Annotated in this window: 20 protein-coding genes; 8 read left to right on the top strand and 12 right to left on the bottom strand. The window is 62.4% G+C overall.

Annotated elements, in window-relative coordinates; all coding sequences use genetic code 11:
• Positions 1-83: 83 nt before the first annotated feature.
• The 7 genes from ACGFZ3_RS16755 to ACGFZ3_RS16725 form a co-directional block, all read right to left on the bottom strand.
• Positions 84-1,049, bottom strand: coding sequence for a hypothetical protein (locus ACGFZ3_RS16755; protein ID WP_102789240.1), 966 nt, complete (start codon positions 1,047-1,049; stop codon positions 84-86).
• Entirely contained in the window at positions 1,046-2,935 is a 1,890-nt protein-coding gene (locus tag ACGFZ3_RS16750) for a hypothetical protein (protein WP_392923664.1), read from the bottom strand. The genes ACGFZ3_RS16755 and ACGFZ3_RS16750 overlap by 4 nt, the downstream gene beginning before the upstream one ends.
• On the bottom strand, positions 2,932-3,480 hold the full coding sequence (locus tag ACGFZ3_RS16745; protein WP_146027615.1) for a hypothetical protein: 549 nt from the start codon (positions 3,478-3,480) through the stop codon (positions 2,932-2,934). The genes ACGFZ3_RS16750 and ACGFZ3_RS16745 overlap by 4 nt, the downstream gene beginning before the upstream one ends.
• A gap of 779 nt (positions 3,481-4,259) precedes the next feature.
• On the bottom strand, positions 4,260-4,493 hold the full coding sequence (locus tag ACGFZ3_RS16740; protein WP_102789238.1) for a hypothetical protein: 234 nt from the start codon (positions 4,491-4,493) through the stop codon (positions 4,260-4,262).
• 863 nt (positions 4,494-5,356) lie between these two features.
• Positions 5,357-5,881 carry a Pycsar system effector family protein gene (locus tag ACGFZ3_RS16735; protein ID WP_182338177.1) on the bottom strand — a complete coding sequence of 175 codons (525 nt, stop codon included), beginning with the start codon at positions 5,879-5,881 and terminating at the stop codon, positions 5,357-5,359.
• Positions 5,826-6,701, bottom strand: a complete 876-nt coding sequence (locus tag ACGFZ3_RS16730) for an E2 domain-containing protein (RefSeq protein WP_392923658.1) — start codon at positions 6,699-6,701, stop codon at positions 5,826-5,828. Before ACGFZ3_RS16730 ends, ACGFZ3_RS16735 begins: the two co-directional genes overlap by 56 nt.
• Positions 6,701-8,233, bottom strand: a complete 1,533-nt coding sequence (locus tag ACGFZ3_RS16725) for an adenylate/guanylate cyclase domain-containing protein (RefSeq protein ID WP_102789236.1) — start codon at positions 8,231-8,233, stop codon at positions 6,701-6,703. The genes ACGFZ3_RS16730 and ACGFZ3_RS16725 overlap by 1 nt, the downstream gene beginning before the upstream one ends.
• Positions 8,234-8,369: 136 nt before the next feature.
• Between ACGFZ3_RS16725 and ACGFZ3_RS16720 the strand changes: the two genes are divergently transcribed.
• Both ACGFZ3_RS16720 and ACGFZ3_RS16715 read left to right on the top strand, forming a co-directional pair.
• On the top strand, positions 8,370-9,290 hold the full coding sequence (locus ACGFZ3_RS16720; protein ID WP_102789235.1) for a TIR domain-containing protein: 921 nt from the start codon (positions 8,370-8,372) through the stop codon (positions 9,288-9,290).
• A 2-nt stretch (positions 9,291-9,292) separates the two neighbouring features.
• On the top strand, positions 9,293-9,871 hold the full coding sequence (locus ACGFZ3_RS16715; RefSeq protein ID WP_392923653.1) for an adenylate/guanylate cyclase domain-containing protein: 579 nt from the start codon (positions 9,293-9,295) through the stop codon (positions 9,869-9,871).
• Here ACGFZ3_RS16715 and ACGFZ3_RS16710 read toward each other — a convergent pair.
• The 3 genes from ACGFZ3_RS16710 to ACGFZ3_RS16700 are packed head-to-tail and all read right to left on the bottom strand — an operon-like array spanning position 9,838 to position 14,536.
• Positions 9,838-12,831 carry a Tn3 family transposase gene (locus ACGFZ3_RS16710; protein ID WP_392923650.1) on the bottom strand — a complete coding sequence of 998 codons (2,994 nt, stop codon included), beginning with the start codon at positions 12,829-12,831 and terminating at the stop codon, positions 9,838-9,840. The two genes, ACGFZ3_RS16715 and ACGFZ3_RS16710, sit on opposite strands and share 34 nt — an antisense overlap.
• Before the next feature lie 23 nt (positions 12,832-12,854).
• Positions 12,855-14,126 carry a site-specific integrase gene (locus tag ACGFZ3_RS16705; protein WP_102789687.1) on the bottom strand — a complete coding sequence of 424 codons (1,272 nt, stop codon included), beginning with the start codon at positions 14,124-14,126 and terminating at the stop codon, positions 12,855-12,857.
• Entirely contained in the window at positions 14,123-14,536 is a 414-nt protein-coding gene (locus ACGFZ3_RS16700) for a helix-turn-helix domain-containing protein (protein ID WP_017160757.1), read from the bottom strand. Before ACGFZ3_RS16700 ends, ACGFZ3_RS16705 begins: the two co-directional genes overlap by 4 nt.
• Positions 14,537-14,641: 105 nt before the next feature.
• On the opposite strand from ACGFZ3_RS16700, the gene ACGFZ3_RS16695 reads away from it, so the two are divergent.
• The 6 genes from ACGFZ3_RS16695 to ACGFZ3_RS16670 all read left to right on the top strand — a co-directional run bounded on the left by ACGFZ3_RS16695 (position 14,642) and on the right by ACGFZ3_RS16670 (position 21,407).
• Positions 14,642-15,259 carry a cation transporter gene (locus tag ACGFZ3_RS16695; RefSeq protein ID WP_182338178.1) on the top strand — a complete coding sequence of 206 codons (618 nt, stop codon included), beginning with the start codon at positions 14,642-14,644 and terminating at the stop codon, positions 15,257-15,259.
• Positions 15,256-15,612, top strand: coding sequence for a hypothetical protein (locus tag ACGFZ3_RS16690; protein WP_182338179.1), 357 nt, complete (start codon positions 15,256-15,258; stop codon positions 15,610-15,612). Before ACGFZ3_RS16695 ends, ACGFZ3_RS16690 begins: the two co-directional genes overlap by 4 nt.
• Before the next feature lie 86 nt (positions 15,613-15,698).
• A complete protein-coding gene (locus tag ACGFZ3_RS16685) occupies positions 15,699-16,982 on the top strand; it encodes a TolC family protein (protein ID WP_392923643.1) in 1,284 nt (427 codons plus the stop codon).
• Positions 16,979-17,926 carry an efflux RND transporter periplasmic adaptor subunit gene (locus tag ACGFZ3_RS16680; RefSeq protein ID WP_251755150.1) on the top strand — a complete coding sequence of 316 codons (948 nt, stop codon included), beginning with the start codon at positions 16,979-16,981 and terminating at the stop codon, positions 17,924-17,926. Before ACGFZ3_RS16685 ends, ACGFZ3_RS16680 begins: the two co-directional genes overlap by 4 nt.
• 8 nt (positions 17,927-17,934) lie before the next feature.
• Positions 17,935-21,132, top strand: a complete 3,198-nt coding sequence (locus tag ACGFZ3_RS16675) for an efflux RND transporter permease subunit (protein ID WP_392923639.1) — start codon at positions 17,935-17,937, stop codon at positions 21,130-21,132.
• Positions 21,129-21,407 carry a hypothetical protein gene (locus ACGFZ3_RS16670; protein ID WP_251755145.1) on the top strand — a complete coding sequence of 93 codons (279 nt, stop codon included), beginning with the start codon at positions 21,129-21,131 and terminating at the stop codon, positions 21,405-21,407. The genes ACGFZ3_RS16675 and ACGFZ3_RS16670 overlap by 4 nt, the downstream gene beginning before the upstream one ends.
• A gap of 15 nt (positions 21,408-21,422) precedes the next feature.
• Here ACGFZ3_RS16670 and ACGFZ3_RS16665 read toward each other — a convergent pair whose 3' ends face one another.
• Positions 21,423-22,520 (bottom strand): UvrD-helicase domain-containing protein, encoded by a 1,098-nt coding sequence (locus ACGFZ3_RS16665; RefSeq protein ID WP_392923634.1) that lies wholly within the window; start codon positions 22,518-22,520, stop codon positions 21,423-21,425.
• On the bottom strand, positions 22,498-24,078 hold the full coding sequence (locus ACGFZ3_RS16660) for an ATP-dependent endonuclease (RefSeq protein WP_392923631.1): 1,581 nt from the start codon (positions 24,076-24,078) through the stop codon (positions 22,498-22,500). Before ACGFZ3_RS16660 ends, ACGFZ3_RS16665 begins: the two co-directional genes overlap by 23 nt.
• Positions 24,079-24,366 lie beyond the last annotated feature (288 nt).

Raw genomic sequence — 24,366 nt, 5'->3', positions numbered from 1 at the left:
GCGTCTGAACAACGAATCCGAACGGGGAAATGCCGGCACTCCACGCTGGCGGTAGGTGGGCTACAGTTCTGACCTCACTGTCGCTATCCATTGATGCCTCCATCTGCTGTGAAAGTCAGCGCTCCCGATTCGCCATCAAAGGCAGCAAGATCCGAGAAGGCGACCGACATTTCAATGTCACTAGACGTGACCTCCTTGAAGCCAATTTTGCAGATGACCCTGGTCGCCAAGTAGTACGCAATGAGGCGCATAGCCTTGAGAGGCCACTCATCTTGACTGGAGTGCCCGGCTGCGGCGCGACAGCTGCAACCGGCATTCCAGATCTGCTCACTGAAATGCCGTAAACGGAACTCCCCGTCGTAGAGCTCTGGCGCAAGGCTCCTGGGCAAGGTAACGCCGGCTCCGGCGCTAGCCTCTACCTCGTCCTCGAAGCGCTCCAAGAACGTCTCAACGTCCAGGGCCCCTCGAATTCCATGCAGGCGATGGTAGCGGGTCAAGAAGCGCCCACGGACCTGAGGTGTGACCGTGGTTCTATTGATCTCTTCGCGCCGGCTGGAAGTGTGATTGTCCTGAAACAGGAAGATGACAAAGAGCGAAATGCCCTTCTTCTCCAGCGCGTTATCGATTGTAATGAAATGTTGAAAGGCGGCTTGCTCCAGCAAGTTTGCATCATCGGCGATGAAGAATAGCGATCCGCCGCCTGCAGACCTGAGCATCAGATCAACGGTATTAACGATCCTCTCGATCTTTCGGTCAGCAGCCTGGTGGGAGATCACTTGTGAGCCGAGCTGTGAAATGAACCAGTCCAGGAATGCGGACTCTCCAGGACCAAGCACCCGGAGGTTTGCCTGCTTGGCCACGTATTTGCATTCTGTCCATTCAGTGTTTGCGCAGATGAACTGCGCGAGGGTACTTTTTCCGAACCGGGTCAGCGAATGAAACCCGATACCGCGGTAGTCAACCTCAAGTGCGGAGATGATCTTGGTCAGAGCATCTTCCATGCCGCGGGTCGGGATGATGGGCTCTCCTTTGTAGTTGAACGTTGTCATTGCTTCGGCCCCTTCCTGCCCAAGTTGACCCGGCCGGTAATGGGTACGAACAAGTCCTCAGCAGGTGCTCGCTGTTGGCCGGTCTCGGCCAAAGGCAGTGTCGTTTCCTTAGCCACCGGTGAAGCCTCAGATGCCGCATCTAGGTCACGCCGGTGTCGCGTTGCTGCAAGCGCAGCGCCGTGCTCTGAGCTGAAGTTCCTTCTTACATGCTCCCTGTACGCGATGACCGCATCTTCTGCACCACTGATCTCGAAGCCATCCGTTCGGCTTCGGCGTTGGATTAACCGCCTAAGCGCAAGGCTATGCGGTGAGCGACCCCAAGGGCGGAGCGCCCTCAGGACTACGAACAGCTCTCCTGACGCGGTGTATAGATGCAAGAACCTTCCATCGTGGATGTCGACCTCTGCCGCGAATTTCTGGCCTAACAAGTCCCACCTGTTCTTCATTGATGCGGCTCGATACTTCGCGTGCCCAAAGCGCGCATAGGGCTGACGCCTCTTACGTCGATCTCCACGAATGGTTACGGAGAAGTTGTGCTTCGAAAGTGACCGAGCCCGATCCTCGTGATCCTTGGTGGCAAACAGCCATCCGCCAGACGCTGCAAAAGACTGAAGCGCCTCGACTGGCGTGCGGTTCTGGAGCGTGTTGATCGGCGATATGTTAGAAGCCGCGATCGTGACATCCATGAGATCTTCGAGTGCCGTGGGCTGCATTGGGAAGTTCTCGAATTTGTAGCCATTCGTTTTGGTCGCATCGGACAGCTCGCCCGCCGGCCGGAACCCGCCTGGCAGCTTTCGGACCACCGCTTCTTCCATCCGCTTGTTCCACGCTTCGAGGTGACCACGCGTTTCAGGAACATGGCTATGCCCAAGATGAATGACACCCATCAGCTCCGACGCCATTCGCAACCTATTGACCTTCAATTTGTGAGCCATCGCATTGTCGACACTCGTAATTGCTCCCGTTGCCACAAATCCAATGACGGACAAGGATCCGATGCACGCCCCTGGCTCATAGTTCATTGAGGGCACAACGAGGTCACGAACGGACCTTTCTCGCAAGCTTTCTGCGCATGCCGCGTTGAATTCGGTTCCGTTGTAGTTGGTGGAGAAGGAGAGCCACCAGCTAGAGCAGAGCCGCATCAGCGCGAAGTAGCCGACTATCAACCACGTCTTCGTGATCGTTTGGAAGAACGGGTTCCCATCCGCGTCCTCGCCTTCAACATTGAAATTCGTGTCCAAAGAGTGTCCATCGAACTGCACCCAGTCACCCATCTGTAGCGCAAACACTTCGTTCAGCTGGCTGGCTAGGGTTGCGTCCTCTATCTCGAAGCCATCATCTACAAACGGAGAGCCTTGACGCAGTCTTTTTAGGTACTGCAGGACGCTTCTCCTCGCACATGATTTGTCGTTAGCTGGATAGCGATCTGCCGGAACCGACTTCTGCACAGTCTTCTTCAGTAGTTTGAAGAATCGATCAAACTTGGGGCTGCGCTCATTTCTCGAAGGCAGTGGGCCGGCGTAGCCTATGAGCATTTCTTCGAATTCCGGGAGCTTTCTCAGGAACGAATTGAATGCTCCCGGTCCCGCAGCGGCTGGAAATTCTGCGGCAAGGCGTTGGCTGGAATTTCTTACTCTGTATGGCAGGCAGGCGCGCCAACCCCACGGCCGCCCATCTGGGGACGTCTGCTGTGTGTTTCGCAGCGTCAATGCAAGCGTCTTGGCGTTCAGCCCGTGACGCTTCGCGACCGCAGCGATCGAGGAGCCTGCGACGACGGCATGAACTGCGTCAACGCGAGCCTGGTAGGACTTGAGTTGGTTTGAGGTCAGCCCTTGAGGACTAAGCAGATCCCAGGACAGTAGCTCCTCGCGACTCACCCCGCTCATGGGTTTGCTCCCAGCGTAACTGACGACGAGGTCCGAAGCCTCTCATTGAAGTTGATCGCCAGGTCCCCGCGATGTACCAGAAGACAGGTCGCACTGCGAATATCCCGCCAATCGAACGTCGGGCGCAGGCTCGTTTCGATTGCATGGAAAGAGCTGACGGGGTGCCTTCTCATGTGGGTCATCACTGCGTCAATGAAGACACTGATTCCTCGCGACCGTCTAGCTGCCTGCACATAAGGAAGCAGCTCAAGTCGCGTGGCATTGGCCACCCGTGCTGCAAGAATGGACTGCAACTTCCGGATTGCAAGGTCCAAACCCGCACGCTGTGAAGCTTCCATCAGTTCGGCGCAAAACTGCTGTTCGGCGCGGAGCGCCGGAACAGTGGCGGCGGCCTGTCTGCGGAATACGATGAAGCTTTCGGTGCCACACTTCCTGGAGATCCAGAAGCAGAGCTCAACATCTCGGCCACGCACCAGTAATGTTCTAGGGCGCTCAACGTAGGTTGCCACGCTTGGATCAAACTCCAGATCCAGCGCCAAGGCCAAGCGGCATGGTTCCACGACAGCAACCAGGCGTTGGTTATTCCTTGGTGACTGGTAGTAGTAGGCGTCCAGTCTGGTGGATTCAGAGGGCGTGAGTGGGCGAGCGGTGTACGCCTCCTTGCTAGACGCGGGCGGGGTGTCTGATGAGGTGACTGAAGGGTGGGGAAGACTAGCCATGACGCCTCTCCCATTGAATCCCTAGCCGGTGGCCGGCAGGGGAGGCGGTGACCGGAGGAGCGGCAAGGGCATGGCACCGAAACTGAAAGAAGCGAGCCGCGTACCCAGCTAGCCAGTCATGGTGACTGTTCGCGGCAGTCATCACGGGGTAGTGGCGGGTGATGCCGCGCAGAGTGGCGACTAGCCGGCTTCGGCGTACAGGCCAAGCGGCATAAGAAGTTTCGGTGGGGCGCAGGTTGGGGTGATTGACCCGAGCAGTGTCGAACATTACCGGGCAGGCAGCTCCTGAAAGCATGGTTTTCTCCGGATTAGGTGCACGGTGGCACCACACCGCGAGGGACGGGGCGGGCCAGGGCGCAACCTTCACTCGGGTCGGCATATGCCGGCCCATGTAAAGGCAACACCTGTCTGGCCGACCATCACTGGCGGCTTGACTTCGCGGAAGAAATGAAGGAGCCTAAACCTGTTGGTGTTTAGTACTTCCTACCTCTCGCTCTTTCGAGAGGCTAATGCCCTCGTTGACGCGGGGGCATTGTCATTTCCAGGGGTCAGAGAGGGCGGTTTCAGCTCATGCTCAGGGCTTCCTGGTGGGTTGGGAAATGCGGCTAGCCGCCGGACGATGCCTTCGCAGAATCCACGAAGGCGGCAACATCGACAGTGTCGGCAAACCAGCCGCGGCGCTTGGGCAGCAGGAACATTTGGAAGGGCAGCGACCCGCGTGCGCGCGCCTTGGCCAACGACGCAGTGCTCTTGTAGCCAAGGATCCTTGCGGTCTGGGCCGCAGACAGAACAGCGCCGAAGGTGCGCAGGTACTTCGTTTCGAGCGAGTCTTCGGACATCTGCCGTACTCAGTCGTGGTCTGGCCGCGCAAGGTCGCGCACTGACAACAACTCTACTCGTGCGCGCAACCCCCTGCAATATGGCTAACATATTGATTGCAATGCACTTAATTGGGGGCAATTAGGCGTGGAAGCACTTTCAAATCGCATGGTTGGGAATGCGAAATTGCGCCGGTTGGGCTTTCAAAGCTTGAAAGCTTGCGGTTGAGTTCCTCGTGTCATTAGCGACCGCTTGTGAGGAGCTAGGAGACACCCCGGTAGCGTTCGACTCCTGCAACGTTCCGAAAAGCGATCTCCCTTGAGGAGCGCCCCCCCCCATGGATAGGGCATCCAGAGCCGGTGCTTAGCCGGAAGATCAAATCAGAAAGCATGATGCACTGGGAATCGCGGAGTAGAGGGCGGCGTAGAAGACGCAGTCGAGCAGAAGACTCGGACGCCGGGTTGTGAGGTGCTTTGGGCCGGAAGTTGTCCTCCGCCAAACGCGGGAGGAGGCATCCAGCTTCATGATTAGGATTCGTTATCGGGGGTAGGGTAGATGCCCACTTCTGGCCGAAGTCGGACATCTGCGAGATGGATTGCCGCCGCTGGGACGTATGCCGGCGAGGGCGACATCACGCACGCCGCTTCCCTCGATCCGGTGAGGCAGTCGTTCCATGGACGTACTGTCGAGCTGGTGGCTCGATGGGGTGCAATGGCGATGGATGAGGACTGTATGAGGGAAAGACGCTGGCGACCGTCGGCCCTCTTGTTTCCCGAAAGCCAAATGCAATGGCTGCCAAGGGGTGACGCCCCCACCTGATTCGAGGGGGATTCATTCAATCAAGGTGCCATGGTGCCGACTTTACCGGATCGATAGCGTGCTGCTACTTTACAGGCGGTGGCAGCAGGGTAATGAGCGCCATCCAAGGTGCAATGGTCAGGGCGGTAGCGAGGTAAGACCTCTTCAAGCACTTGAACTTAGCGACCAGGATCTTGGAATTCCTCCAGCATTGGCCCAACACGTCGCGCTCAAACCCATCCAGCGTTCTGGTTTCACACGCGCGCAGGAACTCAGACTCGGTCATTTTTTCGATTCGACTAAAGAAGATCAGCGAATTGGATCCGCCGCGAAGATCGGGAAAATAGCCCAACCACAGGTTCCAGAAGCTCAAAGTGAGGGGCGTCAGGAACAGCACGCCAACGACTGAAACAAGCAGGGTGAGATCTTCTGGCTTGGGGATTCGGGTGGAGAGCATCGCCAGCATGCCCAGGTTGATGCCCAGACCCACCGATAGCTTCGTGTCCACTCGCGAGAAGAAGCCAAGAACGAGTTGAAGCTGCTGCCATGCAGCGTTAACGCGGTCGCTTTGATTTGGCTGGCGGTCGCCAGTATCTCGAACTTCTTGCATGTTGAGGGTTCTCTTTCTTCGTGCATCCGACTTGCTTGCGCCGGATGGCGTTGCGAAGACCGCATGTCTCCAAGGTCCCGCAGCAAGCCATTCCCGCTGCCGCGCATTGATCAAGGAAGGCCCTGTCGGCTAGCGCGCAGCGGTGCCGCTCCAGGACATAGGTCGCCAGAGCTTCGGCGTGGTCCGCGCATTCCGCTGTCGTGCGCTTCGGTCGGCAACCGCAGGGGCAGGCCAGCTTTCCGGAAATCAGGGAATTGCTGCGAAGTGAAACGCGCGCAATCAGTTGATCGCCACGCCACAGCTCCAGTCGACGCTTTCCCGGCCGCACATCTTGCAGGACTTCGAACAGACCGGCTTGCGCCGCCGCCTTGAATTCTGGGCCCAGGCATTCGGCCGCCTGCTCCGCGATAGCTTGATGCTTGGCCGCGTCGCCATGGGCGCGGCCGTTTTCTGCACCTGGGAAGACCCTGCGTACATTCGCGCTGATTTGATGGGCCAAGAATCGATACACCGTCGACCACCACTGTCTGGCTGCCGCTTCGTCGATAATGTGCCCCGGCTTACCGTCACCCCATCCCAGGCAGAAGCTTTGGTTGGGGTTGATGTGTCTGTCAGGGCAGAATTGCGGAAGTTGGTGGTGTCCTGGGACTTCCTTAGCAGACACGTGCTCCCCGGCGATGGAGATCGCCAGGGTGAAAACATGCACAGCCCCGCCTGGACGAGTGACCGAGATCTCAGCCCTCCCTCCGCCTGCGGCGCGATGCAGCGTGGCACCGTAGTCCGATGCCACGCCTTGCAGCAATTCGAAGGCCAACGCCATCAGTGGATATCTGAGTGCGGGCGGATCGGCTGTTCAAGGCCGGGAACCACCGCGGGGGCCGCCTCTGCGTAATGGGCCGCCAACACCGCCTTGGCCACTGGGTCACCCGACGCGGCCAGTTCTTCCACCGCTGCCGCGTAATCGAGGTTGGCCACCTTTCGGTCAGATGCGAACACTCGACGAACTGCGTCGGTACCGGCGTTGTAGGCCTTCTCACCGATCGCGGTCTGCACGCCATCGCACTGCCGCTGTTCGGCCTCCGAGGCCAGCACCGCCCTGCCGGTTGCGCAGCGCACCAAACTGCCCTTCATTCCCAGCCGGGACAGTGCCAGCGGCCCAAGCTCAAAGCCGATGGCCAGACCCAGCTCCTCGGTGATCGAACCCTCGGAGTTCAAGTAGTCAATGGCCACGGCGAAGCTGCTGCGAAGTGCGCCTGCGCACTGTACAGCTGTACTCACCGTCGCTTCGGTGTCGGTCTCCTTTGAGGTACCTTCCAGCAGCACGCCTTGCAGGCAATCGCCGATAAAGCGAATGCGCCGCCCGGCAAAGTCCAAGTGCACTACCGCATCCAGCTCTGACCGCAGCACGTGGAGAGCGCGTACCAGATGCTGCGGATCCTCATCCAGATGCTTATCTACGAAGTTGGTGAAGCCGTCGATGTCTGCATACAGCGACACACCCTCGAAGCGCTTGGACTTGGCAGCGCTAAGCAGGCTGAAGTCCAGATCGGAAATCGGCGGGGTAGGGCGGCTGAATTCGAATTCGCCAATGGGCAGGTCCTCCTGCTCCTCCTTCCAGAGCTCTATGATCCGCGTCTTGGAAACGCCCAAGCCTGCCGCCTCAACGCAGGCCGCCACCTGATCCTGGGTCAGCGGCGTGGTGCGGTCTTTGTCGCCGCTCAGCGCCGGCAGCTCGAGCAGCGCCCGTGCACCATGGGTGAGGTAAATGCCCTCCGCCACGCCATGGCCGGCGCACTTGGCGGCCTGATTTGCCGGGGAGCCCAGGAAGAGCGGCTCGCGGCTGGCGCGGCGACCGTTGTTGACGGCCAGTGCCAGCCCGCTGTCGATACCCACACGGACCTGTGCATTAGGGATGTGCTCATCCGTATCGCCCGTTTCGGCCAGAACGTCGATGGTCAGCTGGGCAATGGCCACCGCGCGCTCGATCCGTGCGCGCTCATCGGCATCGCCATAGGGCTTGGTGACCACCGCATGCAACCGTTGGTTGTGGAAATCCACGCGGACCGTCTCACTCTCGACCAGGAGGCGGTGGACGGCGCGGTAATGCTGATTCAGGAAGCGGAGAGCGCGCTTGTGGCACGTTTCCCCTTCAACATTGGTGCAGTTGAGCATGTCCTGCAGATTGACGATGTCGATGTAGACATGCGCGCCGTTAACCCGATAGGCGCGGTTGACCGCGATATTGTCCAACGAGGTCTCGCGCGTGTAGTCACGAATATCGACCTTACGGACTTCCTCGTAACGCGTGGTAAGGCGCTTCTTGGTGCGGTCTTCCTTCCAGCTATGTCCCATCGTCCTGCTCCCTGCGGCCAAATGGAGACCGAGCCGGAGCGGGTCGCGTCGCTCTCGGGCCGGGCACCAACCGGTTTTCGGCTGGTTCATTTGTCGTATATTGGGAGCCAGTTCACACTTTCAAGGGAGGGAAGGTATGGGGGCGAGCATTATCGAGCGACTTTCTGCCGACGGCGGCAGGCGACTGGTGGCGGCCTTGGCCGAGTTCCGCACCCTGGCGGGGCTGGAGGCTGCTGCCACGCAGCTGGCTGAGGCCGGGGAACTGCTGGAAGTCGCGGCTGGCGCGTCCTTCATCACGCAAGAAGATGCCGAAACCGACGTGTTTTTCATCGTTGCCGGTGCGGTGGACGTGATCGTCAATGGCAAGGTGGTCAATACCCGCCGAGTCGGGGAACACGTGGGGGAGATGGCAGCCATCGAGCCGACCCAGTTGCGTGCGGCCACCATTACCGCCACCGAGCCCACAGTGGTGTTGAAGGTGCCTGAAAGCGATTTCAGTCGCGCTGCCGATGCACACCCATTGATCTGGCGGCGCTTGGCAGCTGCTCTGTCGCGCCGGCTGAAGGAGCGTAACCGAATGATTACGGCCCCCCGCGAACGGGTCCGGGTCTTCGTGATGTCCTCGGTGGAGGCGCTGCCGGTCACCCGCCTGCTGGTGCAGCATTTCGAGCACGATCCCTTCCTGACGGTGGTCTGGGACCACGGCGTTTTCCGCGCGGCCAACTACACCCTTGATGAGCTGGAGGCCCAGCTGGAGCAGGCGGACTTTGCAATTGCCGTGGCGCATGCCGACGACATGGTGATCAGCCGCGGTGACGAGTGGCCGGTCATGCGCGACAACGTCGTCTTTGAGCTGGGCATGTTCATTGGGTTTCTGGGACGTCGGCGCGCCTTCCTGATGGAGCCGCGCGAAGACAAGCTGAAGCTGCCGAGCGATCTGGCGGGGCTGACTACCGTTCCTTACCGATACAAACCTGGTGCCGATGCCCGTGCCTTGCTGGCACCGGCGTGCGAGCAGATCCGCGCCCGGATTCTCGCCGCTGGACCGAGAGACTGACCATGACAGTGCTGGAAGAGATGACGGCAGCAGTGGAAGCGATCACGCAAAACGAATGGTCAACCCGACAGGGCCAGGTCGTGCCCGATCCTGAGGATCTGCGGCTCGGCAACGACGCAGTCGAGTTTGATCGCGCCACGGTCCTGTACGCAGACCTTAAAGGCTCCACCAAGATGGTCGATGCCGAGCATTGGTGGCTGAGCGCGGAGATCTACAAAGCGTTCCTGCATTGCGCCGCCACCATCATCAAGAAGGAGGGCGGCAAGATTACCTCCTACGACGGTGACCGCGTCATGGGTATCTGGGTCGGTAACCGGCAAGCCACGCCAGCGGCCAAGGCAGGGTTGAAAATAAACTACGCGGTCAAGAATATCGTCGTGCCGGCACTGCGGCGCCAGTATCCGCACTGGGCCGGCACCGTGAAGCAGGTGGTCGGAATCGACAGTAGTAGAGGGTCGGCAGGGAATCGTTACGTACAGGGCAAAAAACCGCCTAAGCGATTGAAACAAAATCATAATTTCCTTGTCCCGATAGCGGATCTCCCCGTCTATGGGGCCTGTTCAAGGACTTTCGCTGTATAGCTCAGCGGCGCCACTTCCCTATCAAGGTCGAGATGGTAGTCGCCGAAGCGATTGATGTGGCTGGTCCGATACGGCGACAGGCCGGCCAGGATCTCGGGCGTCAGTTCAATCCCCTCCTTCCGCATCTCAGCCAAGGTGCGGCTCATGCCCTCCACGTTGTGGAGGATGATCATGTTGGCGACCAGCTGGCTGTACTTGATGATCTTGCGCTGCTCGTGTTGGACGTTCTCAGCAATGATCCCCTGGCTGCCAAAGAAGACCCACTTCACGAAGCCGTTGTACTCCTCGCTCTTGTTGGTCGCAGCATGGATCGTTTTGCAGATCTCGTTGTCATCAATGTAGCGCAGCAAGAACAGCGTTCTGACGGCCTTGCCAAGTTCCCGGAAGGCGAAGTACAGCTTGTTCTTCCGACTATAGGTGCCCAGCCGGCGCAGGATCGAGGACGCGGTGATCTTGCCCAATCGGATCGAGATCACCACCCGCAGCATGTCGTGGAGATGGGTGGCGATCAGTTGCCAGTCGATGCTGTCTCCGAACAATGCCTGGATGTTCTTATAGGCCCTGCCAGGTTCGGGCCGGAAGAATGTCAGATCCTTGATGTTTCGTATCCTGGGCATCAGCTGGATGCCCAGCATGTGGGCCAGACCGAAGACCGGGTAGCTTTGGGCCTGCGTGTCGCCATGGACGATCTCAGGCTGGATGTCGGACGTGTTGGCCAGCAGGCCGTCGAGGATGTAGATGCCCTCGTGCACGCCACAGGGAATGAAGTGACTGAACAACGCCACGTATTTGTCGGATACGTGGTAGTAGCCGATGCCACCGTAACCGCCGTAACGGATGTGGTACTCCGACAACAGGTTGTCCTCGTAGACGCTCCATTTGGTGCCATCTGCTGAGGCGCTCTTCCCGCTGCCCCAATAGCCCGGCAAGTCGAATTTGTTGTAGGTATTGATGACCTCCACGATGGCCTTCTCAAGCACATCCTCGGTCACGTATTTGAGGTTGAGCCAAGCGACCTGGCGCCGACTGAAACCCTTGATCGACCGCGCCGTCTGCGTCGGCCCCAGGTTGCAGCCATAGCAAAATAGCGTGGTGATCACACGTCGGGGCAGATCTTCGACTTGGCTCTCGGTACCGGCGATCGGGCGGAAGAAACGGTGCAGATCCAGCCATTGGCTGGCATCGATCAGGACATCTACGATGCTGGACTCTGGGAGCCGTTCGGCGATGAGGCGATCCACGGCGGTAATCGCGCTGGAGACTTCGGCCCGTTGCCCCTTCCGCAGCACCAGGCGCCCATCTAGGATGTCCGCATGCGCGTTTTCCGGGAAACGCGCGTCAACCTCATCGGCCAAGGCGGTCAATTGTGCACGCAACCCCGCCACGAAAGACTCGGCGTCGGTGGGCAGGCCTGACACCTGACCATAGGCTTCCAGTTCCTGGGCCAAGGTGGCTTCATCGACCAGCTGCTCGCGGTAGTCGTCAAACCGTTCGCTGCTGGGAATGAAGAGATCTCCGGATTTCAGCTCGTCTTTGACCTGCACCAGCACGGCCACCTCAAAATACTTCCGGTGCATCCAGCCGGCGCCGGCCGCGCTGGCCCGCTTGCCGAACACGTGCTGACGCCAGAGCTTGGACATCCAGTCGAAGTCCTTTTCCGGGTCCAAACCGAGGGAAGCGACCTCGATCAGCTCACGGCGCTGGTTGCGCAGCGAGAGCACGGCTGCGATCAACGGCTCCATGCCGGCATCGTGGCTGGTCGCCCGCAAGTTCATCAGCTCAAGCCCATTGAACAGCAGCGGCCTGACCGCGCCATAGGGCTGCAGCATGAAAGGCAGGTAATTCTTCCCGGCGTAGGCCATATGTTCTTCGCATTCGGCCAGCAAGGTCGACACTTCCGCTTCCAGGCTGTTGTCGATGGCATCCACGCGCTGACTATCGCTGCCGTCGAGCTGATAGGCCTGCAGGATCTCCTTGAGCTGGCCGATGAGGAAGTCGGCCCGCTTGGCATGTTCGAGCTGGTAAGCCAGCAGCTTCTGCTGGGCCGTGTTCTCCAGCCCGCGCACCTGCTTGATGAACAACTCGGCTGCATCATCCAGCGTCTTGGCGTGCTGGGAGCGAATGAAGATGGTGGCCAGCGCATAGCGCTTGTCCTCAGCCAATTCGGCCAGTTCGCTGGCGTCATAGGCCCGAGCCATTGCACGGAATTGCTTGAGCTTGGGCACCGGCACATCGATGGGAGGCAGTTGGTCAGCCAACTGCTGCAGCATGCGGATGTGCTGCAGATAAAAACGAACTTCCTTGTTGGTCGGCCGGCCAGGCTCGCGCTTGAGCGATTGCCAGCCAGTAAATCTGGAGCCTTCCGGTGCGCGCAGCAATTCGTCAATGAGCGTGCGTGTGGCAGGCGTCAGTGCGTGGCTGATGCTGCGGTAGTACCCCAAATTGACCCGCTCGCGTGCGCCAATGGCGGCCAGCTCCAAGGTGCGGAAGCCTGGCAGTTCGTAGCGGTGGTGCACCAGCTCTTCGAGCAGGACGTTCACGATGTCCGGGATAGTGTGCTTGGTCTGGGCTGCTCCGGTGGCCACTGTGTCCAGCCAAGACAACCCAGCTTTGTCCAAGGGACGCACCCCAATGAACTGCCGCAGCTGCGGCATATGCCGGCGCTGGCTGCCGGAGGCGTCATAGCGTTCGAGCTGGTCGGTGTCCAATACGCGCCCGAGTCGGGCGGCCTTGGCGATGTGCTTCCGGATCCGCTCGGGCACTTCGGCCAACACTGTGAGGTAACCCAAGCGCTGGAAGAGCTTGAGATGGATCAGTACCGCCAGTTGCGGACCCGGCTGGGTGGTCAGCTGCTTGGCGAATGCAATCTCAGCGGCGGTGGGGGTAGAGATCTCCTCCAGTTCCTTGGCGGTGGGATCAGGCTTCAGTCGCGGGTAGGCGGTCTCGTGAAGGGTAGCCATTGGATCCGGAGGTTATGAGGGGATCAATCCCAGTGCCGGCCGTCGTCTGTATTGAGAGACGCTTCCAGGAAACACTGGTGCGTATCGGCCATGCGGTGCATGTCATCGAGCAACGTGGCCAGGATTTCATCCAGATCCCGATCGGGATCGGTGGGAACAGTTAACCGGTACTCGCTGCTGGCGGTGTTCAGACGCACTGCCTGGAACGGAGCCAAGCAGATCTCTTCAATCCGGCCCCGGGCCTTGGCCGCGCCGCGGCCCGCGCGGGCAAACGGGGTCAGCACCATGCGCAGACGGAGCTGCAGCGCAGATTTGCCCTCGGGTGCCGGCAGTGCCATCGCCGGTACCGGCGCGGTTGGACTGGGTAGGCTCGCTTCAATGCGGTCCCGGGCAAACGGGTCACGCCCATCCAGGTAGCGCATGGCCGACTGCACATCGCGCCAGCCCACGTACTCCATCAACGCCTTCATGTCCCAGCCTTGGTCGTTGGCCCAACTGGCAAAGCCGCGGCGCAACGAATGGCTGCTGTGGAGCCCCGCATCGGCAAAGCCGGCACTGGTCAGCAACTCGCGTAGCAGGCGCACCAAGCTATTGGGATGGAGGCCTTCGGCGCTCACCTGGCCCCATTGGTTGACCGCCCGAAATACCGGTCCTTCCTGCAGGTCGGCCGCCTGCAGCCACACCTGGGTCGCCTCCACCGGGCACAGCCGCGACAACGCCGGCACCTTGTAGGTAACGCCGGCCGCTCGGCGATCGCCCTTGCTGCGCGGCAGGAAACAGGTCATCCCCTGTCCCGGCACCAGCGTGAGATGGGCCACGTCCAGACGCAGCAGTTCATCGCCGCGAAAGCCACGCCAGAATCCGAGCAGCACCAGCGCTCGGTCCCGTTGGTGGCGCAGCGCTGCCGCTCCGTCGCCCCGCGCGCGTGCCGCCGCGATCGCAGCGGCCAGCCAGTCGTCGAGCTCGACCAGCCGCCGAATCTGAAGCGGCGCGGCTTGCTTGACCTGCCCGGGGTGCAGGGTCTGGATGCCTTTGAGCACCTTGCGCACCAGCGGCGACCGGGTGGGATCGACAAATCCGTGGTCGCGGTGCCAAGAGGCGATGGCCGCCAGGCGTTGGCGAAGGGTGCTGGTGGCCAGGGTCTGCGCATACGCGGCCAGGTATCGGGCCACGCTGTCAGGTGTCGCTGGGAGGTGGCCTTGCCACTCGACTTCAAAGTGCCGCAGCGCCGACGCATAGCTGCGCACCGTGTTCTGGCGCGTGGCCGCATCGAGGTAGCGGTCCAGTTCGGTCACTGGCGCGTGGCCTCCACAGCGACCGGCTGCCGCAGGGTCGACAGGATGGTGCATTCCGCCCGCTGCCCACCGTGGCAACTGGCAATCACCCGTTCCAACTCGCTGGCCATGCGCTGCAGGTCGGCCATGCGCGCCCGCACGTCGGTCAGATGGCTGCGTGCCAGCCGATCCACGTCCCCGCACGAAAGCTCCTCATCGCCGGCCAGCTGCAGCAGGCTGCGGACCTCCTCTAGGCTGAAGCCTAGGTCCCGGCCGCGCGCAATGAAGCGCAGCCGCTCGATGTCGGCCGGGCCATAGACCCGGTAGCCATTGCCCGAGCGCCCCGGGCGCGGCAGCAGGCCGATCCGCTCGTAATAGCGGATCGTCTCCAGGTGGCATCCACTGGCGTCGGCAGCCTCACTGATTTTCATTCGTAGTACGCTTGACTCCGTAGTAGCTACGGACTTTACCCTCACCTGCTGTGTCATGCCAGCGGCCCGCCCGGGCCCGGCTTCCCTGCGACTGGAGATGTTCCGATGAGTGATTGCGGCTGCCACCACGAGGCCAAGAATGCGCAGGAGCGGCGCGTCCTCTGGATCGCCCTAGCGTTGAACGCGGCGATGGCCGTGATCGGCGGCATCGCCGGCTGGATTGCCCATTCCACTGGCCTACTGGCCGACGCTCTGGACATGCTGTCCGATGCCACCGCCTATGCCATTGGCCTGGTCGCTATCGGGCGCACGGCGCGATTCAAGGCCAATGCCGCGTGGGTCAGCGGCAGCGTGCTGCTTGTGCTGGGTGTGGGCGTGTTGGTTGAGGTCGGCCGTCGCGTGATGTACGGCGCCGAGCCGGTCAGCGGCTGGATGATTGGCACCGCCCTGCTGTCGCTGGCGGTCAATATGACCGTGCTGCGCATGCTGGCGCCGCTAAAGTCCGGCGAAGTGCATCTGCGAGCGACGTGGCTGTTCACGCGGGCCGATGTGGTCGCCAATGTTGGGGTGATCCTGGCCGGTCTGTTGGTGTGGTGGCTGGCCAGCCCGTACCCGGATTTCGTGATCGGCGCCCTGATCGGCCTGTATGTGATCAAGGAAGCCTTCGAGATTTTGGGTGATGCCCGCCGGGCACGTGCCGACGCGCGCAAGACGGCTGCATGACCAGGTTTGGCCGGCAGGGCTCGGGCCTGCGCTGGCTTCTGCTGGCGCATCTGGCCGTGGGCCTGGTGACACAGCCGGTGCTGGCCCTGGTCGGCGAGCTGCATGCCCAAACCCACCTGGTCACTGCCGACCGCGGCCCGGCAGTGGCGCCGCCAGCTTCCGAGCGTGGCGTAGACGCCGCCCTGCACCGGCTTCAGCAGCTGGTGCTGTGTTGCAGCCAGGCCGCGCCAGCGCCTGAGATCCTGCTGGCCGTGGCGGACATCGGCCGGCATTTTCCGGTGATCCAAGCCAACACGCGCTCTTATCCGCACGAGCATCCGGTCGCGCCGTTCCGGCCTCCGATCGCAGGGTGATGTCCGCCGGCAGTGCCGGCCCAGCGACCCGCTGCTGCGCGCGGTGGTGATCGTTTGTTGATATCGAAATCTTTCGGAGTACTTCCATGCATGTGCGATTGGCGGCCTTGGCCGCATGGCTGCTGTTGGGCAGCGCGGCGACGACGGCGGCGGCCGCGGCCGCCGAGTTGATGACCTTGGACGACGCGTTTGCACGCGTGGCCCAAACCCACCCCGAGCTGCGCTTGGTCGATGCGCGGGCCATCGTGCTCGCTGCCGAGCGCGACCAGGCCGTACAGCGGCCACCGTGGACGTTGGGGGCGGAGGTCGAAAATGCGCTGGGCAGCGGCGCCGCTCGCGGCCTGGACAGCGCCGAGCTGACCCTGAGCCTGAGCTCGGTGCTGGAGCGCGGCGGCAAGCTCGACGCCCGCCGCACCTTGGCCCAGGGCCGGATTGATGCACTGGCCGTGCAGCGGGAGACCGGCCGACTGGACCTGCTCGCCGAAACGGCGCAGCGCTACCTGGCCGTGGTCGGTGCCGATCGGCAACGCAAACTGGCGAACATGGATGTCGGTCAGCGCCAGCGGACCGTGGCGGCCGCCCGGCAGCGCCTACAGGCCGGCGCCTCACCAGAATCGGTGGTGCTCACCGCCCAAGCTGCACTGGCGCGGGCCGAGCTGACCCGTGATCGGGCCGAGCAGCAGCGAATCGCCGCTCGTCAGCATCTGGCCGCACTGTGGGGCGAACGTGCTCCCAGCTTCGAGGTGGCTGCGGCCGATCCCATGGTCTTGCCGGCGATCGCGTCCATGCAGACGCTGGCCGAGGAGCTGGAGCGGACTCCGGAACTGGCGCAGTTTGCCGACGCCCGTCGGATCGCGCAGGCACGACTGCAGCTGGCGCGTTCGGCGGCCGCGCCGGACCTGTCCTGGCAGCTGGGTGTGCGTCGCCTGCAGGAGTCCGATGACACCGCGCTGGTGGCCAGCCTGTCCATGCCGCTGGGCAGCCGCAGCCGTGCACAGCCGGAGATTCGCGCCGGTGAAGCCGAACTGGAGGTGCTGGCAATCGAGCGCGAGGCCAAGGGCTTGTCGCTGTATTCCACGTTGGTCGAGGCCCATGGCCGCTACACCGTGGCACAGGCCGAGGTGGCACGGTTGCAAGGCGACGTGCTGCCGAAGCTGGCCCGGGCTGAGCAGGCCGCCGAGCGCGCCTATCGCGCTGGCGCGATCAGCTACCTGGAATGGGCACAGTTGCAGTCCGAATGCACGGCCATGGCCCAGCAGCAGCTGGACGTGGCGCTCGATGCGCAGCGCGCCCTGATCGAAATTCAACGACTGACCGGCCAGGCGCTTGTCACGCCGCCGGCGGCCGCTTCCACTGGAGAGACCCCATGAATCGCTTTTCCTGGACCGCACTGGGCATGGCCCTGATGCTGGCCGCCTGCAACGCGTCGGCCCCCAACGAAGCCTCCGAGAGCGGCGCCGCCGCTGAGGGCGAAGAACACGGTGAGCACGAGGAGGCACCGTTGGAAACCAAGATTGCCGCCAAAGCGGCGCAGGCGGCGGGTATCCAGGTCGCGCCTGCAGGCCCCGGTGAGATTGCCGATGAGCATGAGGTGCAAGGGCTGTTGACCCCGATTGACGGGCGCATCGCGCAGGTCACTGCACGCTTTCCCGGACCGGTCCGCTCCGTGCGAGCCGGCGTGGGCGATCAGGTACGCGCCGGCCAGGCACTGGCCACCGTGGAGAGCAACCTGAGCCTGACCACCTACACCGTCACCGCGCCGATCAGTGGCGTGGTCATGGCGCGTACGGCCGCTGTGGGCATGGCAGCCGCTGAGGGCGCACCGCTGTTCGAGGTAGCGGACCTGTCCACGCTGTGGGTGGACCTGCACATCTTCGGGGCCGACGTCCAGCACATCGGTGCCGGCGTGCCGGTGACGGTCACCCGCTTGAGCGATGGCGTCACGGCGCAGACCACCTTAGAGCGCGTCCTTCCCGGCACCGCCACCGCCAGCCAAAGCACCATTGCGCGCGCCACGGTGGCCAACACCGATGGCCTGTGGCGGCCCGGTTCGGCGGTCAAGGCGCGGGTGACTGTGGATCGCCAATCGGCAGCGCTGGTGGTGCCGATCACCGCGCTGCAGACCGCTGAAGACCAGGACGTGGTCTACGTGCAGCAGGGCGAGACCTACCACACCCGGCCGGTCAAGCTGGGCCGCCGCGACGCCGAACGCGCCGAAGTACTGGAAGGACTCAAGGCCGGTGAACAGGTGGTGGTGGCTCAGAGCTTCCTGATCAAGGCCGACATCGAAAAGTCCACCGTGGAAGAGGAATGAGGCCCGCCATGCTCGAACGCCTCATTGGGCTGTCCATCCGCCATCGCTGGCTGACGCTGGTGCTCACCGCTGCGCTGGTTGCGCTGGGCGTGTGGAGCTACCGTCACCTTTCCATCGACGCCACGCCGGACATCACCAACGTCCAGGTCCAGATCAACACCCAAGCCCCGGGCTACTCGCCGCTGGAGGCCGAGCAACGGGTGACCTTTGCCATTGAAACGGCCATGGCCGGCCTGCCCAAGCTGGACTACAGCCGCTCGCTGTCGCGTTATGGGCTCTCCCAGGTCACTGTCGTGTTCAAGGACGGCACCGACCTGTACTTTGCCCGCCAGCAGGTCGCTGAGCGCCTGCAGCAGATCTCTTCCCAGCTGCCCGAAGGGTTGGACCCGGAAATGGGCCCCATCTCCACCGGGCTGGGCGAGATTTTCATGTACACCGTGGAGGCCGAGCCCAACGCTCGCAAGCCCGACGGCACCCCGTACACGGCCACGGACCTGCGCACCCTGCAGGACTGGGTGATCCGGCCGCAGCTGCGCACCACGCCGGGCGTCACCGAGGTCAACACCATCGGCGGCTTTGAGCGGCAGATCCACATCACCCCCGACCCGGCCCAGCTGGTGGCGCTGGGCTTCACGTTGAACGACGTGGTCGCCGCGGTCATGCGCAACAATCAGAACATTGGCGCCGGCTACATCGAGCGCAATGGCCAGCAGTTCCTGGTGCGCGTGCCAGGTCAGCTGGCCAATCTAGAGGCGATCGGCAACATCGTGCTGGACCGCCGTGACGGCGTGCCCATCCGGGTGCGCGACGTCGCCAGCGTCGGCGAAGGCAAGGAGCTTCGCACCGGCGCGGCCACCCAGAATGGCCATGAGGTCGTGGTCGGTACCGCCTTCATGCTGTTCGGCGCCAACAGCCGGGAAGTCTCCCAGGCGGCCGCGGCCAAGCTGGACGCCGCCAACGCCAGCTTGCCTGCCGGTGTACATGCCAAGGCCGTCTATGACCGCACCGCGCTGGTGGACCGCACCATCGGCACGGTGTCCAAGAACCTGATCGAGGGCGCGCTGCTGGTGGTGGTGGTGCTGTTCCTGCTGCTAGGCAATGTGCGCGCCTCGTTGATCACCGCGGCGGTGATTCCGCTGGCGATGCTGTTCACCATCATCGGCATGGTGCGTGGCGGCGTATCGGGCAACCTGATGAGTCTGGGTGCGCTGGACTTCGGCCTGATCGTGGACGGGGCGGTGATCATCATCGAGAACTGTCTGCGCCGGTTCGGGGAGGCGCAGCACGCGCTGGGCCGCCAGCTCAACGATGAAGAGCGCTATGACCTGACCGCCTCGGCCACCGCCGAGGTGATCCGTCCCAGCCTGTTTGGCCTGGGCATCATCGCGGCGGTCTACCTGCCGATCTTCGCGCTGTCCGGGGTGGAAGGAAAAATGTTCCACCCGATGGCGATCACGGTGGTGCTCGCCCTTACCGGCGCCATGGTGTTGTCGCTGACCTTCGTGCCGGCGGCGATCGCCACCTTCCTGCGCGGCCGCGTGGCTGAGCACGACAACCGCCTCATGCGCTGGTCGCGGGCCCGCTATACGCCGCTGCTGGATTGGGCACTGCGGCGCCGGGTCGTGGTGCTGGCAGGCGCGGCCGTGCTGGTGGTGGGCTGTGGCGTGCTGGCCACCCGCTTGGGCTCGGAGTTCGTGCCGAGCCTGGATGAGGGCGACATCACCTTGCAGCCCATGCGTATTCCCGGCACCAGCCTGGAGCAGTCGGTGGCTATGCAGGAAACGCTGGAGAAGCGCCTGGCCCAGTTCCCGGAGGTGGCCAACATCTTCTCCAAGATCGGCACCGCCGAGGTGGCCACCGACCCGATGCCCCCGTCGATGGCCGACACCTTCCTGATGCTCAAGCCCCGCGGCCAGTGGCCCGATCCGCGCAAGCCCAAGGCCGAGCTGGTGGAAGAGCTGGAGGCGGCGGCCAAGGAAATTCCGGGCAGCAACTACGAGTTCACCCAGCCCATCCAGATGCGCACCAACGAGTTGATCTCCGGCGTCCGTTCGGACGTGGCGGTCAAGGTCTACGGCGACAATCTGGACCAGCTGACGCGTCTGGCCAGCCGGGTCGAGCGGGTGATGCGCAGCGTCCCTGGCGCCGAAGACGTCAAGGCCGAGCAGGTCTCGGGCCTGCCGCTGTTGACCATCACGCCAGATCCGGCGGCATTGGCACGGTATGGCCTGAACCCGGGCGATGTGCAGGAAACGGTGGCCACGGCCATTGGTGGCAGTATCGCAGGCCAGTTGATCGACGGCGACCGACGCTTTGACCTGGTGGTGCGCCTGCCCGAGTCCCAGCGCCAAGACCCGGCCGTGCTGGCAGATCTGCCCATTCCGCTGCCGGCAAGCACCAGTGTCGATGAGTCCAGCCGTCTGGCCGCCGGCGCCAATGGCGGGCCTCGTACGGTGCCACTGCGGGAAGTGGCGAAGATCCAGGTGGAACGCGGGCCCAATCAGATCAATCGGGAGAACGGCAAGCGGCGTGTGGTGATCACCGCCAATGTGCGGGAACGCGACCTGGGCGGGTTCGTCGGCGAGTTGCGCACGCGCATCGGCCAGGATGTCACGCTTCCAGAGGGCTACTGGATCGATTACGGCGGCACCTTCGAGCAGCTGATCTCGGCCACCCAACGCCTGGGGGTGGTCGTTCCGGTGACACTGGCGTTGATCTTCGCTCTGCTGTTCATGGCCTTCGGTTCGGCCAAGGATGCGACCATCGTGTTCAGTGGCGTGCCACTGGCGCTGACCGGCGGTGTGCTGGCACTGGCTCTGCGTGGGATTCCGCTGTCGATCTCGGCCGGCGTGGGCTTCATCGCACTGTCGGGCGTGGCCGTACTCAATGGGCTGGTCATGATCGCGTTCATTCGCCGCTTGCGCGAACAGGGTGATCCGCTGGACGAGGCGGTACGCGACGGCGCCCTTGGACGCCTGCGGCCGGTGTTGATGACCGCCCTGGTAGCCTCGCTGGGCTTCCTGCCCATGGCCTTGAATGTCGGTGCTGGTTCGGAGGTGCAGCGACCGCTGGCCACCGTCGTCATCGGCGGCATCGTCTCATCCACCGCATTGACTTTGTTGGTGCTGCCGGTGCTCTATCGTTGGCTGCATCGCGACCGAGCTCCCCGCGGCGATCGCACTGCCTTGGAGTCCTCGACATCATGAACGAGATCAACCTGGAACAGGTCCGTGCGGCGATGTTTACCGACCCCGGTGTGAAGGCGGTAGACGATCTACGCCTGGTCCCCGGCAAAGAACATGGCCGTGCGATCGCTGCCACCATCACGGTCGCTGCGCCCTCAGTCGACCTGGACTTGGTGCACGCGGTGACCGCCCGCGTGCTGGCCGACCAATTCGGCATCGATCAGGTCATGCTGTGCTTCAACGACCCGGGCCCGGTGCCACCGCCACCCACCGGGGCGCCGTTGAAGAAGATGTGATCGCTGTCCGTGGCTCTATGCGTCTGCGCTGGCTGGCGCATAGAGCTGATGACCCGGCAGGGCGCACGCGCCGGCATACACAAAGGCCACGCTTTGCCGCGCCCTGGTGAAAGCCACGTAGTACTTCGGTGGCGCGGTGATACGCGCCGCATCTGCGGTGCGCAGGTACTGCGTCAATGGCCCGTTCGGAAAGATGAGGACTCGACTGTAGGTGCGGCCCTTGCACTGCCCAAAGTTCACGGCCGGTAGTCCGTCGCACGCTTGCCGCCGGTCATGCCGGAGCACGGTGGGGGCAAACTCCTGCATATACGCTGCAACATCCGCTGGAGCGACGAGGTAGATGCCATCGTGCCCGGTGACCTCGCCATTGCCTGATTGGGTTCGCGGCATCTGCGGATAGAGCGTGTCCGCCATATCGCACAGGGCCTGGACGCAGCGCAGACTGATGAGGCGGTGATCCAGCTGGCATAAGCCGTCCGACTCCCAGATCTGAAACAGCGCTGCCAGATTGGGTCCACGATACTGGCTGTGCCTTTGCGCATAGTTGGTGGCATACGTCGCCTGCCGCGTATCACCCACCAACGTGACGGCGATATGGCTCTTCAACAGCCGCTCGACCAGATCCAAATCAAAGCCGGCCAGGTCCTGAACTTCGTCGATGTAGAGCTCGTCGTACATGGCCGCCAGGCGTGCGATGACCTGACCTTGGGTCAGCTCATCGCAGCGCACAGCAAAGTCGGCGGCCCGGTCCGAATACATCCGGTTGCCTGCCCGGTAGTGGCGCGCCACCTGGGTGCGTGGGGCCCGGTTGTTGGTGACACCTTCTACGAACAGGATGGTCTCGATGCGAGGCTCAGGGCACAGTGCCGCCTGGTACGGGCGGATGCACTGGCGCAGTAGGAAGCCATACCAGCTGTGCAAGGTGACATGCGCGGGGACCGCACCAGCGTGGACCTCAAACGAGCGCCGGATCTCTTCTAGATTCTCCAGCGTGTAGGTCACAATCGCGATGCGGCGCCCAGGGCGTTCCAGGGCCTGCCGGACCAGCAAGGTGGTCTTGCCCGAGCCGGCCGCTGAGAGCAGTACCCGGTTAGGTGATGGCACGCTGGACATAGTCCGGGAACCTGATCGAATGCGGGCTGTTGAAGATCGCCAGGGCCGTGTCGGTCTTATGGCCCTTCATGTACTTGAGCAACGCTACCTCATCGGCAAATGCCTTGCCCAGCACGGTATTGAGCTCGGCCAGCGAATTGGCTTTGATCAGCTGCTCTTCCAGCGACGGGGCGCTCTCATCGGAATCGTAATAGATCGCGTTGATGTGCTCGGCATAGCGCTCCTGCACAACGGCGATGTCGCCATCGTTGTCGGTTATCACCTTGGCCTGAATTCTCAGCCGATCTGCAATCTGCAAGAAGCGCTTGAATGCCAACGACTTGACCGAAATGATGTCTACGCCACGAGCCATCGGCGCCACGCCGTGGTGGTCGCTGTAGGCACGCTGCACGATCAGCTCATCAGACGGGCCCTCCACCAGGATTGCCTGCTTGGCCAGGATCAGCCGCAGCGTGTCGTGGCCTGGCAGCTTCATGAAATAGTCGTGTGTATCGCTCGGCAGCTGGTCCAGCTTCATCTGGCCCTGCGCGCTGAACAGGATCACATTGTCCACGCCCAGCTTGTTCAACACGAAGCTGCTGTGGGTGGCGATGATCACCTGCTGCGCGGTGGAGAGGGTCGCAATCTTGTCGATCAGTTGCGTCATGCTGGAGAAGGACAGATGGTTCTCTGGCTCTTCGATCAGCAGCACGTGGGCCGCCCCTGCCGCGTGCATGGCCAGCTTCATCTTCACCGCGCTTTGTTCCCCCTTGCCGGCCTGGGTGAAGGGGAGCTCATCCAGGTACGGAGACAGGCTGGTTTCCCATGTTGAGCGCGGCGATGTATCCACCCCCACCGTCAGCGCTCGGTGGCTGATGTCCCCGGTGTGCTCGGTCAGGTAGGCATTGATGGCCGCCACATCGGCTTCTTCGGAGAAACTCTGCCGCATGCGTCGGAAGCTGAGCGACAGCGAGACGCGCTGCGCAGGCGTCAGTGCCTGCTCGATGATGCCGGCAATATAGCGATCGGCACCGGACAAGGTCTTGATGCCGTGCGTGTCGATGATGGTCGAGTCGAACGGAATACTGCGGGCGGTGACGCCATTGTTGGCGAAGGAATACCATCGCACCGTGTAGTACTCCACCGGCAGGCTGACCGCACCCTGGTGCTGCTGCAGGTAGGCGTTGAACTCCTCGCGGTAGTCGTCGTTGAGCTCGACCAGCAGCCGGATGCCGGCAGTATCTAGGCGCAGGGAGTTGTTGGTGCCGCGTAACGACGCCAGCGCGGCATCGCCGCCCAGATAGGCTTCGATGGAGATCCGTGGCGGCGAGGCCGGCGTGCCTGCTGCAAGCGCCGCGAAGTACTCCCGCACCGTCGGCTGATGGAACAGGTAGGGCGTGAGCTCGTAGGCGAGATTGCGCCCATGCAGCTGGCCGGTGACCACCGCGTGGATGGCCTCCAGCAGAGTGGACTTGCCGACCTCGTTATCGCCCACCACCAAGTTCATGTGGGCGTTGAGCGGCAGGTCCAGATGGCGAAACGACTTGAAATTGTCGATGACGATACGTTCGATCGGCATGCACAGTCCTTTGATGGCCAACGAGTTCGGTGGCGGCGCCTGCTTGCACCCCGGCTGGCCTCCTTTCCGCTCTGGGCCATAGTACCCAGCGATCGCCGGCCTTGGGCGGTTTCGTACCGTTTTGACGACTTGAAATGGCCGAAACGCCGGTTACGCGGGATAATTCAATATTATCCCGTATAACTATTTTCGCCGACGAGCGGTCGTCTACCTGCTTTAATAGTATGTAATTACATGGTATGTAATACATTACGAAATAAAGTGGGGTGGCACGATGGCGCGCGCAGG

Origin of the sequence: Stenotrophomonas sp. NPDC047960, assembly GCF_043204395.1 — a bacterium.
Taxonomy (GTDB): Bacteria; Pseudomonadota; Gammaproteobacteria; order Xanthomonadales; family Xanthomonadaceae; genus Stenotrophomonas.
The sequence above is the reverse complement of the archived record's forward strand: the minus strand, read 5'-3'. Positions and strand labels throughout refer to the sequence as shown.